General features: G+C 73.3%; 13 protein-coding genes. 7 read left to right on the top strand and 6 right to left on the bottom strand.

Going from position 1 to position 14,421, the window contains the following annotated elements; genetic code table 11:
• Positions 1–10: 10 nt before the first annotated feature.
• From ACGGAQ_RS03775 to ACGGAQ_RS03790, 4 genes are all read left to right on the top strand, one after another.
• The gene (locus ACGGAQ_RS03775; protein WP_393044308.1) at positions 11–631 is read left to right on the top strand and encodes a bifunctional 4-hydroxy-2-oxoglutarate aldolase/2-dehydro-3-deoxy-phosphogluconate aldolase; all 621 of its coding nucleotides are present in this window, start codon (positions 11–13) and stop codon (positions 629–631) included.
• Positions 628–1,569 carry a sugar kinase gene (locus ACGGAQ_RS03780; protein ID WP_393044310.1) on the top strand — a complete coding sequence of 314 codons (942 nt, stop codon included), beginning with the start codon at positions 628–630 and terminating at the stop codon, positions 1,567–1,569. Before ACGGAQ_RS03775 ends, ACGGAQ_RS03780 begins: the two co-directional genes overlap by 4 nt.
• 22 nt (positions 1,570–1,591) lie before the next feature.
• Positions 1,592–2,473 carry an SMP-30/gluconolactonase/LRE family protein gene (locus ACGGAQ_RS03785; RefSeq protein WP_393044312.1) on the top strand — a complete coding sequence of 294 codons (882 nt, stop codon included), beginning with the start codon at positions 1,592–1,594 and terminating at the stop codon, positions 2,471–2,473.
• Positions 2,474–2,573: 100 nt separating this feature from the next.
• Positions 2,574–3,677, top strand: a complete 1,104-nt coding sequence (locus tag ACGGAQ_RS03790) for an L-dopachrome tautomerase-related protein (RefSeq protein ID WP_393044314.1) — start codon at positions 2,574–2,576, stop codon at positions 3,675–3,677.
• 19 nt (positions 3,678–3,696) lie between these two features.
• On the opposite strand, the gene ACGGAQ_RS03795 is transcribed toward ACGGAQ_RS03790, so the two are convergent.
• Positions 3,697–4,452 carry a dienelactone hydrolase family protein gene (locus ACGGAQ_RS03795; protein ID WP_393044316.1) on the bottom strand — a complete coding sequence of 252 codons (756 nt, stop codon included), beginning with the start codon at positions 4,450–4,452 and terminating at the stop codon, positions 3,697–3,699.
• Between the two features lie 198 nt (positions 4,453–4,650).
• On the opposite strand from ACGGAQ_RS03795, the gene ACGGAQ_RS03800 reads away from it, so the two are divergent.
• The 3 genes from ACGGAQ_RS03800 to ACGGAQ_RS03810 all read left to right on the top strand — a co-directional run bounded on the left by ACGGAQ_RS03800 (position 4,651) and on the right by ACGGAQ_RS03810 (position 5,959).
• A complete protein-coding gene (locus ACGGAQ_RS03800; RefSeq protein ID WP_393044318.1) occupies positions 4,651–5,043 on the top strand; it encodes a hypothetical protein in 393 nt (130 codons plus the stop codon).
• Entirely contained in the window at positions 5,040–5,543 is a 504-nt protein-coding gene (locus ACGGAQ_RS03805; RefSeq protein WP_393044320.1) for a universal stress protein, read from the top strand. The genes ACGGAQ_RS03800 and ACGGAQ_RS03805 overlap by 4 nt, the downstream gene beginning before the upstream one ends.
• A 74-nt stretch (positions 5,544–5,617) precedes the next feature.
• Complete coding sequence (locus ACGGAQ_RS03810) at positions 5,618–5,959, top strand: SAV_915 family protein (protein ID WP_393044322.1); 342 nt, start codon at positions 5,618–5,620, stop codon at positions 5,957–5,959.
• Here ACGGAQ_RS03810 and ACGGAQ_RS03815 read toward each other — a convergent pair.
• From ACGGAQ_RS03815 to kdpB, 5 genes are all read right to left on the bottom strand, one after another.
• A complete protein-coding gene (locus tag ACGGAQ_RS03815; RefSeq protein WP_393044324.1) occupies positions 5,920–7,929 on the bottom strand; it encodes an FAD-dependent oxidoreductase in 2,010 nt (669 codons plus the stop codon). The two genes, ACGGAQ_RS03810 and ACGGAQ_RS03815, sit on opposite strands and share 40 nt — an antisense overlap.
• Positions 7,930–8,033: 104 nt before the next feature.
• Positions 8,034–8,714 carry a response regulator gene (locus ACGGAQ_RS03820; protein WP_354855575.1) on the bottom strand — a complete coding sequence of 227 codons (681 nt, stop codon included), beginning with the start codon at positions 8,712–8,714 and terminating at the stop codon, positions 8,034–8,036.
• Complete coding sequence (locus ACGGAQ_RS03825; RefSeq protein ID WP_393044327.1) at positions 8,711–11,263, bottom strand: DUF4118 domain-containing protein; 2,553 nt, start codon at positions 11,261–11,263, stop codon at positions 8,711–8,713. Before ACGGAQ_RS03825 ends, ACGGAQ_RS03820 begins: the two co-directional genes overlap by 4 nt.
• Before the next feature lie 73 nt (positions 11,264–11,336).
• Positions 11,337–12,218: a potassium-transporting ATPase subunit C gene (locus ACGGAQ_RS03830; protein WP_393044329.1), complete on the bottom strand. Its 882-nt coding sequence runs from the start codon at positions 12,216–12,218 to the stop codon at positions 11,337–11,339.
• Complete coding sequence (gene kdpB / locus ACGGAQ_RS03835) at positions 12,218–14,413, bottom strand: potassium-transporting ATPase subunit KdpB (protein WP_393044331.1); 2,196 nt, start codon at positions 14,411–14,413, stop codon at positions 12,218–12,220. Before kdpB ends, ACGGAQ_RS03830 begins: the two co-directional genes overlap by 1 nt.
• Between the last annotated feature and the right edge of the window lie 8 nt (positions 14,414–14,421).

Raw genomic sequence — 14,421 nt, forward strand, 5'->3', positions numbered from 1 at the left:
GACATTCGCGATGAACCTGCTCGAGGAGCTGCGTACCCACCGGTTGCTGGCCATCGTGCGCGGCCCGGACCCGGCCGCGGCGCTGGCCGCCGTGCTCACCCTGGCCGAGAGCGGCGTCGCCCTGGTCGAGGTCTCGCTGACCAGCGCCGACGCGCTCGGCATCATCCGGCGCGCCCGGGCCGCCCTCGGGCCCGACTTCGCCCTGGGGGCCGGCACCGTGCTCAGCGCCGAGGACGCCCGGGCGGCCGCCGAGGCCGGCGCTGGCTTCCTTGTCACCCCGGCGCTGGCGCCGAGCGTCACCGAGGCCGCCCGACTCGGGCTGCCGGTGCTCGCCGGGGCGCTCACCCCCACCGAGGTGGTGCAGGCCAGCAGCGCCGGCGCCACCGCCGTCAAGCTCTTCCCGGCGTCCCTCGGTGGGCCCGACTACCTGGGCGCGCTGCGCGACCCGTTCCCCGGCACCGCGTTCGTGCCGGTCGGTGGGGTCGACGCGGACGGCGCGCGACGCTACCTCGACCGGGGAGCCGTGGCGGTCGGCGTCGGCTCGCCACTGCTCGGCGACGCCGTCCGCGGCGGTGACCCGGCGGCGCTGCGCGAGCGCGCCGCCGCCTTCCTCGCGGCGGTACGGCAATGACCGACCTGCTCACGCTCGGCGAGACGATGGCGGCCTTTCGCACCACCGGCCCGCTGCGGCTGGGCGGCACCGCCGGGATCTCCGTCGCCGGGAGTGAGTCGACGGTGGCCATCGGGCTGGCCCGGCTCGGTCACCACGCCGCCTGGGTCGGTGTCACCGGCGCGGACGAACCGGGCGAGCTGATCCGCCGGACGCTGCGCGCCGAGGGCGTCGACCTGACCTGGTCCCGGGTCGACCCGGCCGCGCCGACCGGGCTGATCCTCTTCGAGAACCGGGTCGCCGACATCTTCCGGGTCACCTACCACCGCGCCGGCTCGGCCGGCTCCCGGCTGGGCCCGGCCGACGTCACCCGCGCCTTCGACGCGCCCGGGTCGCCGCCCCGGCTGCTGCACGTCACCGGCATCACCTGCGCGCTGGGCGCCGGGCCGTACCAGGCGGTGGTGGAGGCCGTACGCCGGGCTCGCGCGGCGGGCAGCACGGTCTGCCTGGACGTCAACCATCGCAGCCGGCTCTGGTCGGTCAGCGAGGCCGCGGCGGCGCTGCGCCCGCTGCTGCCCTCGATCGACCTGGTGGTCGCCTCCGACGACGAGTTGGCCGTGCTGACCGACGCGCCCGACGCGGCCTCGGCGCTACTCTCGGCCGGCGTCAGCGAGGTCGTGGTCAAGCACGGCGGCGACGGAGCGACCAGCCACCGCGCGGCCGGCACGATCCACCGTCCGGCCCGGACGGTGCCGGTGGTGGACACCGTCGGAGCGGGCGACGCCTTCGTGGCGGGCCTGCTCTCCGGTTGGCTGGACGGCGCGGACGCCTCGACCCGGCTGGACCGGGCGGTCACCACCGGCGCGTTCGCGGTCGCCACCCGGGGCGACTGGGAGGGCCTGCCCGACCGGGCCGAGTTGGCGCTACTCGACCACGGCCCCGGCGGTACGGTCCGCTGACGATCCTTTTTGGAGGAGCACCATGGAGCTGACCGAGCCGACCGTCTGGAGCACCGACCGGCTGGAGTTGGGTGAGGGCCTGCGCTGGGTCGACGACCGGCTGGTCCTGGTCGATCTGCTGGCCGGGCGCCTGTTGGAGACCGACGGCGACGCCCCGGCCCCGCTGCGGGAGTTGCGCCGCCTCGACGTGCCGCTCGGCGCGGTCGCCCCGGTGGTCGACCGGCCGGGCGAATGGCTGGCCGCCGCCGGGACCGGCGTCACCCTGCTGCCCGCCACCGGCGATCCCCGACCGGTCGCTGAACTGGTCGACGACGCACCCGAGCCGACCCGGATGAACGACGCGGTCGCCGATCCGCACGGCCGTTTCTGGGCCGGCAGCATGACGTACGCGATGGTGCCGGGCGGTGGCACGTTGTTCCGCCTCACCCCGGGCGCCGCGCCGGTCCCCGCGGTGACCGGGCTGACCATCCCGAACGGGCCGGCGTTCGACGCGGCCGGCACCACCATGTACCTGGCCGACACGCCCCGCGGCGAGATCGACCGGTTCACCGTCGACCCCGCCACCGGTGCCCTGCACGGCCGGGAGCCGTTCCTGCGGCTGTCCCCCGCCGACGGCGGCCCGGACGGCATGACGCTCGACGCGGCCGGCCACCTCTGGATCGCGCTGTGGGGCGGCTCCGCGGTACGCCGCTACCGGCCCGACGGCACCCTGGAGCGGGAGATCCGGCTGCCGGCCAGGCAGCCGGCCGGCATCTGCCTGGGCGGCCCCGACCTGCGGCGACTCTTCATCGGCACCGCCCGGGTGGGGCTGGACGCGGCGGGCCCGCAGGACGGCGCCCTGCTCGCGGTGGACGTGCCGGTGCCCGGTCTGCCCGCCGCGAGCGCCGGCGCACCACTGAGCTGATCGGAGGCATGTCGGACGCCCGGGCGGGAAGAACCGCACCCGAGTGCGGTAACAGCCGACCGGTGGGGAGCGAGCCGATGAGCACCGTGGGGTGGATGTCATGAACGGGCCGGTCGGCGACGAGCCGCTGGGCGAGCTGGAGCTGGTGCACACGTTCACCGGCCCGATGCCGACCGGGGTGAGCGTCTCGCACCGGGGCCGGATCTTCGTCAACTTCCCGAAGTGGGGTGACGAGGTGCCGGCCACCGTCGTCGAGGTGCGCGACGGCCGGGAGGTGCCCTACCCGGACCAGGCGTGGAACGACCCGTCCGGCGACGACGACGCGGGCGCGTTCGTGTCGGTGCAGAGCATCGTGGTGGACCCGGCCGACCGGCTCTGGGTGCTGGACACCGGCAGCCCGATGTTCCAGCCCACCAAGCCGGGCGGCCCGAAGCTGGTCCGGGTCGACCTGGACACCGACACCGTCGCCCAGGTGATCACCTTTCCGGCGGACGTGGCGCTGCCGACGACGTACCTCAACGACGTCCGCTTCGACCTGCGGCGCGGCGAGTCGGGGGTCGCCTACATCACCGACTCCGCGTTCGCCGGGCCGAACGGCATCATCGTGGTGGACCTGGCCAGCGGGGCCTCCTGGCGGCGGCTGCACGACCACCCGTCCACGAAGGCGGACCCGTTGAGCTCGTTCCGCCCGGTGGTCGAGGGCCGGCCGTTCCTGGAACGCCCGGCCGACGGTCCGCCGAAGCCGGTGGCCATGGGCTCCGACGGCATCGCCATCTCGGCCGACGGCACCCGGCTGTACTACTGCCCGCTGGTGTCCCGACGCCTGCACAGCGTCTCCACCGAGGCGCTGGCCGACCCGTCGGCCACCCAGGAGGCGGTCGCCGCGACAGTTGTCGACGAGGGCGACAAGGGCACCGCGTCGGACGGGTTGGAGAGCGACGACACGGGGCGGCTCTACCTCACCTCGTACGAGCACAACGCGGTGCTGCGTCGACTGCCGGACGGCGCGTACGAGACGCTTGTGCACGACCCGCGGCTGCTCTGGCCGGACACCATGTCGGTGGCCACCGACGGGTACCTCTACGTGACCGCCAACCAGTTGCACCGGCAGCCGCAGTATCAGCGCGGCCAGGACCTGCGACGCAAGCCGTACGCGCTGTTCCGCACCCGCGTCGACGCCGGCCCGGTGCTGCTGCGCCCCTGACCGGGCCGGCCAGAGCCCGTCAGCTCGTCGGCAGGGTGCGGCCCAAGAGGTCGAACAGGGCTGCCCAGTGCCGCTCGGTGGCCTGCTCGTCGTACGCCGGGGTGTCGGCCATGGTGTAGCCGTGGTGCGCGCCCGCGTACACCTCGGAGCGGTAGCGCACCCCGGCGGCGTCGAGCGCCTTCTCCAGCGTGGCGATCTGCTCGGGCGTCATCGACTGGTCGGCGTCGGCGTGGCCGAAGTACACCTCGCCGGTGATCGAGTCGACGCCCAGGTGTGGGCTGTCCGGCGCGTCGGTGACGATCCGCCCGCCGTGGAAGCTCGCCATCGCGGCGATCCGGTCCGGGTGCGCCTCGATGGCCCGCAGCGCGTTGGTGCCGCCCATGCAGTAGCCGGTGATCGCGACCGGGCCCGGCCGAACGTCGTCGCGGGCGGCCAGGAAGTCGAGGTACGCGGCGCTGTCCCGGCTGATCACGTCGGGGGTCAACGCGCCGACCAGCGGCATGATCTTCTCGAAGAGCGCGCCCCGCGCGTCCGCGTCGCCCAGTCGGGACAGGTCGAACAGCGGCGCCCGGCCGGCCCGGTAGAACAGGTGCGGCGTCAGCACCAGGTAGCCGCGTTCGGCGATCCGCTCGGCCATCTCCACGAGGCGGGGCCGAGGCCCAAAGGCGTCCATGAACAGCAGCACCGCCGGGAACGGGCCGTCCCCGTCCGGGCGGGTGAGGCTTGCGTCCGCGATCCCATCGCCGGTCGGGATGTCCACAGTCGTCGTCTGCACCGAGCCTCCTCGTACGCCGATCTTGGTCCGTTTGGCACGTTACTCGCCACGCCGGCGTGCCCGAAACCGGTCCGCCAGGCGGGGGCCGGCGCTTCAGGCCGGGACACCCCGTGAACGGCGCGTCAAGAATCGGCGTTGGCCCGTCGAAACGGCGTATCGACGGGCGCTGGGCGGCCGACGGGCGGTGACGATGGGTCCATGAGTCCTTGGCGGATGACACGCTGGGAACGCGGGAACCTGCCTCCCGACACCGACCCGATCGAGCCGGCCCCGGGCCCGGGCGCGCCCGAACGCCGGCACGAGGCGCTGGTCAGCGTCCGGCTCGGCCCGTCCGCGCCCGGCAGCCACCTGGTGGAGTACCTGCGGCACGAGCCGTGTGCCGTCGACGCCTGGTGGATCGCCGCCGACGTCGACGCCGTGGTGCGGCTCTCCGCGGAGAGCATGACCGTGCTGCACCGGGCCGTGGCCGACCTGCGCCTGCGTGCCGGAGTGGAGGTGGCCGAGGCCAACTACATCCTCCGCGCGCTCGACCTGTCCGCGCCGGCCGACCGGCACGACGCCGCCCCGGCGTGGGCGGTGCCCGCCGCATGAGCCGCCCCGCCGTTGCCCACCGGATCGTCGTCGGCGTCGACGGGTCGTTCGCCGGAATGCAGGCGCTGCGTCGGGCCGTCCAGCTCGCCCGCCGCGAGGGCGCGCAGGTGGACGCCGTACGCGCGTGGGTCTTCGCACCCACGTGGCGGCCCGGCACGCTGACCTGGCGCTGGCAGGACGAATGTGACCGGGCCGCCCTGGTCTACCTGCGCGGCGTCTTCGACGCGACGATGGGCGGCATCCCTCGGGACGTCACGGTTCGACTGGTGACCACCCAGGGGTACGCCGGACAGGTGCTCGTCGACCACGCGGACCGGGAGTCCGACCTGCTCGTCGTCGGCAGCCCCGGCCGCGGCCGGTTCGGCCGGTCACGCGGACACGTGACCCGGTACTGCGTACGACGTGCCGCCGTGCCGGTCGTCGCGGTGCCCGCCCCCGCGTGGGCGCGGGCGGCGACGATCCGCCGATTCGCCCGCGACCTCGAACAGCTCAGCCGATGACCGCCGGCGGCCCGGCGCGACGGGAAAGGACCACCCCGACCATGGACGACGGCCCGATAACCTACGCCGTTCCGGTGCGTGAGCTGCCAGGGCGACTGGTGGGAACGGTGCGCACCGGGCGGACTCCGCAGGGTGAGCGGGTGGGGATCGCCTTCACCCGAGCGGATCTGCTGGTGACCGCCATGGGCGCCGACCAGCCCTGGGAGGAGCTGTGCGAGTCGGCGCTGCGCGGGATGCTGCGTCCGCTCGGCATCGACCGGATCCAGGTCGACCCGCTGTTGGTGGCGCCGCCGCTCGATCCGAGCGTCGGCGACCGCGCGACACCCGTCGACGCGTCCGTCGGAAACCAGGCGACGCCGGCGGTCCCGGCCTCCGTTCAGGCCGGCACGAAGCGCACCGCGTCGGCGACCACGTAGCCGTCGGTGTTCTCCGTACGGATGAGCACACTCCCGTCGCTGCCCGCCGTGAACGGGTATGTCCCCAGCGGCACCCACTGGCCGCCGGACTGCCGCTGGTCGACCGTCCGAGTGGTCACCCCACCGGAGTACGCGATGTCCACCGGCACGTTCGTCGCCCGGTTCGGGTGCCCGGTCCAGCGCAGCTGCACCGTCCACGACCCGGAGGTGGGCAGCGTCGGGCGGAACCGCAGCCGGTTGACGCCCTTGGCGGTGTTGCCGTCGTGTTCGTAGTCCGCGCCGTAGTAGCCGCCGATGTCGACGCTGCGCACCCAGGTGCCGGCGCGGGTGATCCCGCTGGTCGCCGCGTTGTCCAGGATCACCTCGCCGGGCGTACCCCAGTCCAGCACCGCGCCGTCCTGGCGCAGCCGGGCCTGGAGGGCGGGCACCGAGACGGCCTGCACGGCGAGGTTGCCGGTGAGGGCCAGGGACGCCGCGGTGGCCGCCGCCTGCCCGAGGATCATGAACACCGGTTCCATCCGGATCGAGCCGTACGCGATGTGACTCGCGGAGAGACAGACCGGCACCAGCAGGTTGGCGCACTGCGCCTGGTGCGGCACGATCGCGCGGTAGCTCACCGGGTACGGCGCGGGGACGCCGATCTGCACGTCCCCCTCGTTGCGCACCTTCCCGTCCACGACCACCCGCTGACAGTTGTGCGAGTCCATCGTGTAACTGGCCAGGCCCACCGAGTCGGTGGCCCGCACCCGGCCCCGGCAGTCGGCCTCGGTCATCACGTACGCCGAGATCATCCGGCGGGCTTCCCGAATGTAGAGCAGCGGCGGCCAGCCACCGGTGCCGGTGAACTCGTCGGCCGGTAGTCCCCATCGCGCGGTCGAGTCGCGTACCGAGGCCGGCAGGCGGGGATCGTTGGCCAGGAACCACATCAGTCCCTGCTGGTAGGTGCGGTGCTCGGCGATGATGCTCTCCCGCACGGCCCAGCTCGCCGTCGGGTACGCGTAGTTGAAGCCGATGTTGTCGGTCGACACGGCGCCGTTGTTGTTGGAGTCGGTCTTGCCGCCGCCGATCGAGTGTGTGGTGAAGTACGGTCCGGCGTAGCCGGCCTGGATGTGGCGTAGCAGCAGCTCGTACCGGATCGGGTCGTAGCCGGACGGCTTGCCGAACGGGATCCGGTTGGCCGCCTGGGTCAGGCACATCCGGAAGCAGTACGCCTGGATTCGGTCGTCGCCGCTGCCCCGCGGGGCGAGCGGCGCGGCGGAGACGCCCGGCAACAGGCCGCTCGCGGGCGAGCCGGCCGTCACGTACGGGTCGACGGGGTAGGCGAACTGGTGGGTGTTGCCGGACTGCACCCCGTTGATCGTCTCGCCGTACGTGTCGTTGGACTCGCGCCCGACGGTGAAGCTCACCCCGGCCAGGGCCAGCAGGTCACCCTCGTACGTGGCGTCGAGGAACACCCCGCCCCGGTAGATCGACCCGTCGTCGGTGCGCAGCTCGGTGATCCGGTTTCCACTGCGGCCGAGGCCGGCCAGCCGGGCATTGATGATCACCGGCACGCCCGCCTCGGCCAGCAGGTCGGCGAAGACGTCGGCGGCGACGTGCGGTTCGAAGGTCATCCGCAGCGGCGAGGTCGGCGTGAGGGTTCCGCCGTGGTATTTCACGTACACCCGGCGGTAGAACTCGGCGGCCAGCCCGCCGATGGACGCCTGGACGCCGGTGTCGGTGGCGCCCAGCCCGGCGGTGCTCAGTCCGCCGACGTGGCTGGTGGGCTCCACCACCACCGCGGTGCGGCCGAGCCGGCGCATGGTGATCGCTGCGGCCAGCCCACCGGAGGTGGCGCCGTAGACGACCAGGTCGGCGGTGGTGACGGCGGCTCGGGCGGGGCCGGCACGGAACGGGTCGGTGAGACCGGCCAGGACGAGACCGGCGCCGCCGGCGGTCAGCAGCCGGCGACGGGACAGGGGCAGGGACACGGCGGGCTCCCAAGGGGGTAACCGGTGAAGGGGACGGTTACAGAAGCACGCCGCTGCCGCTGCGAACGAAATTCTTCAATCTCTGCCGGCGGGTGTCAACGGGGTCAGGGGCGGTAGCGGTAGCCCATCCCCGGCTCGGTGATGAGGTGGCGGGGCCGAGCGGGGTCGTCCTCCAGCTTGCGTCGCAGCTGGGCCAGGTACTGCCGCAGGTAGTTGGTCTCGTTCTGGTATTCCGGCCCCCACACGTCCTGGAGGAGCTGGCGCTGGCTGACCAGTTTGCCGGGGTGACGCAGCAGCTTCTCCAGCACGCTCCACTGCGTCGGGGTCAGCTTGACCTCGGTGTCGTCGTCGCGCCACACGCGGTGGTCGGCCAGGTCGACGGTGTGCCGGCCGATCCGCAGCGCCGGCACGGCCTCGCTGGGCGCGCCGAGCCGCCGGGTCACCGCGCGGATGCGGGCCAGCAGTTCCTCCACCCCGAACGGCTTGGTGACGTAGTCGTCCGCGCCCGCGTCGAGCGCGGCGACCTTGTCCTCACTGCCGGCCCGGCCGGAGAGCACGATGATCGGCACGGCGGTCCAGCCGCGCAGACCCCGGATCACCTCGACGCCGTCGATGTCGGGCAGGCCGAGGTCGAGGACCACGAGGTCGGGCGGGTGGCTGGCGGCGGCCTTTAACGCGGCGGCCCCGGTCGCGGCGACGTCCACGTCGTACCGGCGGGCGCGCAGGTTGATCCGCAGCGCCCGCAGGATCTGCGGTTCGTCGTCGACGACCAGGATGCGCGTCATTCCTGCGGCTCCTCCGGGCTGGTCTGCGCGGCGGCGGGCAGCCGCAGCACCATGGTGAGCCCACCCCCGGGCGTGGTCTCGGGGGTGATGCTGCCACCCATCGCCTCGGCCAGCCCTCGGGACAGGGCGAGCCCGAGACCGACGCCGGTCTGGTTGTCCCGGTCGCCGAGGCGTTGGAACGGCAGGAAGACGTGCTCCCACTGGTCCTCCGGGATGCCCGGCCCCCGGTCGATGACCCGCAGCTCCACCTGGCCGGCGTGCGCGCTCGCGGTGACGGTGGGCGGCTGGTCGGGCGGGCTGTAGCGCAGCGCGTTGGCGATGACGTTGACAAGCACCCGTTCCAGCAGGCCCGGGTCGGCGGTGGCCGCGGGCAGGTCGGCCGGGATGTCCGTGGCGACCGTCGCGGCCGCCGGGCCAAGTTCGTCCAACGCCAGGGGTACGGCGTCCTCCAGGCCGATCGCGGTGGCGGAGATGCCGAGCACGCCGGCCTGGAGGCGGCTCATGTCCAGCAGGTTGCCGACCAGCCGGGCGAGCCGGTCCAGCGACTCCTCCGCGGTCTCCAGCAGTTCCTCGCGGTCGGCCTCGTCGAACTCGATGTCGTGGCTGCGCAGGCTGGTCACGGCCGCCTTCGCAGAGGCCAGCGGCGTACGCAGGTCGTGGCTGACCGCGGCGAGCAGCGCGGTGCGCATCCGGTCGGCGGCGGCGAGCGGCCGGGCGGTGGCGGCCTCCTCGGCGAGCCGTTCCTGGCGCAGCGCGACGGCGGCCTGGGCGGCGAACGCCTCGACGATCCGCCGGTCGGCGGCCTCCAGGCGCCGGCCGCTGAGCACGACGGTGATCCGGTCGTCGACGGGTACCGCCGTCTCGCCGCCGTCGGGCGTGCAGGCGGGCTGGTCGCCGACGCTGGCGACGACGCACCAGGCGTGCTCCTCGCGGGACCGGTCGGGGCGGCCGCTGGCCTCCTCGGCCAGCTCCAGCACGCTCACCGCGCGCAGCCCGAAGGTCTCCCGGAGCTGGTCCAGCAGGGCGGGCAGGGGGCGTTCACCGCGCAGCACGCCACCGGCGACGGCGGCGAGGGTCTGCGCGTCGGCGGCGGCCCGCGCGGCCTCGCGCGTACGCCGGGCGGCCACGTCGACGATCCAGCTCACGGCAAGCGCCACACCGACGAAGACGGCCAGGGCGAGCAGGTTGTCGGCCTCGGCGATGGTCAGCGTGCGGTACGGCGGGGTGAAGAACCAGTTGAGCAGCAGCGACCCACCGAGCGCGGCGATCAGCGCCGGCCACACCCCGCCGACCAGCGCGACCCCGACGACCCCGGCGAGGGACAGCAGGATGTCGTTGGTAAGCGTCAGGTCGGGCAGGGCCTCGAGCAGCAGGGTGAGCAGCGGCATGCCGAGCACCGCCAGGCCGAAGCCGAGCAGCCGGCGGCGGCGGGACAGCGCCGCCGGCACGGCCGCCGCCCGACGGCCCTTGCCGGCCTGCTTGTGGGTGACCAGGTGCACGTCGATCGAGCCGGAGAGCGCGGTGGTGGTCACCCCGACGCCCCGGGCGAAGATCTGCGCGAGGCGGCCCCGCCGGCTGGCCCCGAGCACCAGCTGGGTGGCGTTCACGCCCTGGGCGAAGTCGAGCAGGGCGGCCGGCACGTCGGTGCCGAGCACCTGGTGGTACGTGCCGCCGAGGCTCTCGACGAGCACCCGCTGGCGGGCCAACTGGGCCGGATCGGCACCGGCCAGGCCGTCGCTGCGGGCCACGTGCACGGCGAGCAGGTCGGCGCCCTTGCTGCGGGCGGCGACCCGGGCCGCCCGGCGGATCAGCGTCTCGCCCTCCGGGCCGCCGGTCAGCGCCACCACGACGCGTTCGCGGGCCTCCCAGGTGGCGGCGATGCCCTGCTGGGTGCGGTAGCGGTCGAGCTGCTCGTCGACCTTGTCGGCCAGCCAGAGCAGCGCCAGCTCGCGCAGCGCGGTGAGGTTGCCAACCCGGAAGTAGTTGCCGAGCGCGGCGTCGATCTTGTCGGGGCGGTAGATGTTGCCGTGCGCCATCCGGCGGCGCAGCGCCTCCGGGGTCATGTCGACCAGTTCGACCTGCTCGGCGGCGCGGACGATCTCGTCGGGCACGGTCTCCCGCTGGGTGGTGCCGGTGATCTGCGCGACGACGTCGTTCACCGATTCCAGGTGCTGCACGTTGACCGTGGACAGCACGTCGATCCCCGCGTCGAGCAGCTCCTGGACGTCCTGCCAGCGCTTGCCGTGCCGGGAACCGGGAACGTTGGTGTGCGCCAGCTCGTCGACCACCGCGATCTCCGGCCGGCGGGCCAGCACGGCGTCCACGTCCATCTCGGTGAACTCGGCGCCCCGGTAGGTCATCGCGCGGCGGGGCACCTGCTCCAGGTCGCCCAGCATCGCGGCGGTGTGCGGGCGGCCGTGGGTCTCCACGAAGCCGATCACCACGTCGGAGCCCCGCGCGGCCCGCCGCTGGGCCTCCTCCAACATGGCGTACGTCTTACCGACGCCGGGAGCGGCCCCCAGATAGATGCGTAGTTCTCCGCGTGGCACGAGAACCATCCTCCCTGGTCAAAGTGGCGGGCGGGGCCGCGCCCGGTCGGCACGGCCCCGCCCGCGAGGGTGCTCAGCGCGCGGCGAACTGCCTGTCGAGGGCGATGTTGAGCTCCAGCACGTTGACCCCGGGCTCACCCATGAACCCGAGCCCACGCCCGTCGGTGTGCTCCTCGACCAGCTTGCGGACCGCCGCCGGGTCCGCGCCGCGCTCGCGCGCGACCCGGTTCACCTGCAGATCGGCGTACGCGGGACTAATCTGCGGGTCGAGGCCGCTGGCGCTGGCGGTGACCGCGTCGGCGGGCACCGCCGGGTCGGCCGGCGCGTCGCCCCGGATCGGGGTGATCACCCCGCCGGCCGCGACGTAATCCTCGCCGGGCTGGGCCAGCTCCACGGTCACCCCCTGGTACGAGGTGACGAACGGGGTGGCCGGGGTGACCTGGTTGACGCTGACCACCCGGGTGACCGGGCCGGTCAGACCGTCGGCGCGGAAGACCGCGAGCACGGCGCCCACCCCGTCGTCGGTGCAGTAGGGCCGCCGGCCGTCGACGCCGTTCAGCTCGCCGACGGCCTTGCTGCGTCCGCAGACCTGGGTGAGCAGGCTCTCGCTGGACTCCTCCGGGTCGGTGGCCAGGGTGTCGACCACACTCTCCGGGCCGAGGTTGCTGGCCGAGGTGGAGGTCGGGTCGTAGCCGTCACCGGCGGCCGACGGGCGGGACTGGAAGTAGCGCGGGACGGGGTTGCCGTCCGCGTCGGTGAAGGACTGGCCGATCAGCGAGCTGCCGACGGTGTTGCCGTCCACGGTGATCAGCGAGCCGTCTGCCTTGTGGTTGAGGCCGGGCAGCTGACCGAGCGCGACCAGGGCCAGCGGGTAGACCAGCCCGAGCAGCACCGTGAAGACGAGCAGGGCACGCAGGGCGGCGAGGTGTTGGGCGAGCCAGGTGGGTAGGCGCATCACGAAATCCCCGGGATGAACTGGATGAGCAGGTCGATGAGCTTGATCCCGATGAACGGCACGATGATGCCGCCCAGCCCGTACACCAGCAGGTTGCGGCTGAGCAGCTTCGACGCGGCGGCCGGCCGGTACCGCACGCCGCGCAGGGCGAGCGGGATCAGCGCGATGATCACCAGGGCGTTGAAGATGACCGCGGACAGGATCGCCGACTCCGGGCTGGCCAGCCGCATGATGTTCAGGGCGTCCAGGCTCGGGTAGAGGCCGGCGAACATGGCCGGGATGATCGCGAAGTACTTCGCGATGTCGTTGGAGATGCTGAACGTGGTCAGCGCCCCACGCGTGATCAGCAACTGCTTGCCGATCTCCACGATCTCGATCAGCTTGGTCGGGTCGGAGTCGAGGTCGACCATGTTGCCGGCCTCCTTGGCGGCCGACGTACCGGTGTTCATGGCCACCCCGACGTCGGCCTGCGCGAGCGCCGGCGCGTCGTTGGTGCCGTCACCGGTCATCGCGACCAGCCGGCCACCCTCCTGCTCCCGCTTGATCAGCGCGAGCTTGTCCTCCGGCGTCGCCTCGGCCAGGAAGTCGTCCACCCCGGCCTCGTCGGCGATGGCCTTCGCGGTACGCGGGTTGTCGCCGGTGATCATCACGGTACGGATGCCCATCCGGCGCATCTCGTCGAACCGCTCCCGCATGCCGGACTTGACCACGTCCTTGAGGTGGATGACGCCCAGGGCGCGAGCGGGCTCGCCGTCGACGTGCTCGGCGACGACCAGCGGCGTGCCGCCGGTGCCACTGATCGCGTCCACGATCTCGCCGACCTGCTCGGTCGGGTGGCCGCCGTTCTCCCGTACCCACTTCATGACCGCGGCCGCGGCGCCCTTGCGGACCCGGCGTCCCGTGCCCGACGCGCCGCCGTCGACGCTGGCGTCCGGGGTCAGGTCGACGCCGCTCATCCGGGTCTGCGCGGTGAACGGCACGAACGTGGCGTGCGGCATCACGCCGGGCTCGCGCTCGCGCAGCCCGAACTCGTTCTTCGCCAGGACGACTACCGAGCGCCCCTCCGGGGTCTCGTCGGCCAGGCTGGACAGTTGCGCGGCGTCGGCCAGGGACGCCGCGTCGACCCCCTCGACCGGGACGAACTCCGCGGCCTGCCGGTTGCCCAGCGTGATGGTGCCGGTCTTGTCCAGCAGCAGGGTGTTGACGTCGCCGGCCGCCTCGACGGCCCGGCCGCTCATCGCCAGCACGTTGCGCTGGACGAGGCGGTCCATGCCGGCGATGCCGATGGCCGACAGCAGCGCGCCGATGGTGGTGGGGATCAGGCAGACCAGCAGCGAGACCAGCACGACACCGGTGACACCGGAGCCGGTGATCGCCCCGCTGTCCGGCGCGGCAGCCTGGTACGCCTTGGAGAAGATCGCCAGCGGCTGAAGGGTCACCACGGCCAGCAGGAAGATGATCGTGAGCGCGGCGAGCAGGATGTTCAGCGCGATCTCGTTCGGCGTCTTCTGCCGGTTGGCACCCTCGACCAGGGCGATCATCCGGTCGATGAAGCTCTCCCCCGGCTTCTGGGTGATCTTCACGATGATCCGGTCGGAGAGCACCTTGGTGCCGCCGGTGACCGCGCTGCGGTCCCCGCCGGACTCCCGGATGACCGGGGCCGACTCGCCGGTGATGGCCGACTCGTCGACGCTCGCGATGCCCTCCACGATGTCGCCGTCACCGGGAATGATGCCGCCCGCCTCGACCAGCACGATGTCGCCCTGGCGCAGCTGCGGCGCGGGCACCGCCTCGTCGCGGTAGGTGTTGGCCCGCGCGCCCGGCTTCCAGTCGACCAGCCGGGTGGCGATGGTGTCCTGCTTGGCCTGTCGCAGCGCGGCGGCCTGGGCCTTGCCCCGGCCCTCGGCGACCGCCTCGGCCAGGTTGGCGAAGATCACGGTCAGCCAGAGCCAGATGGTGATCGCCCAGGCGAACACCGACGGGTCGGTCACCGCCAGAACGGTGGTGAAGGCCGCGCCGATCTCCACGATCAGCATCACGGGGTTGCGCCACAGGGTGGTCGGGTTGAGTTTGCGTACGGCGTCCGGCAGGGACCGGATGAGCTGCTGGGGGTCGAGCAGGCCCCCGCCGACCCGGTTGCCCTGCGTTGCCGGGGTGCCTGGCAGTTGCTCTGTCGGGGCGGACGTGACGGACATGTCCTCGT

Origin of the sequence: Micromonospora sp. NPDC047557 (assembly GCF_043205095.1) — a bacterium.
Lineage (GTDB): Bacteria > Actinomycetota > Actinomycetes > Mycobacteriales > Micromonosporaceae > Micromonospora.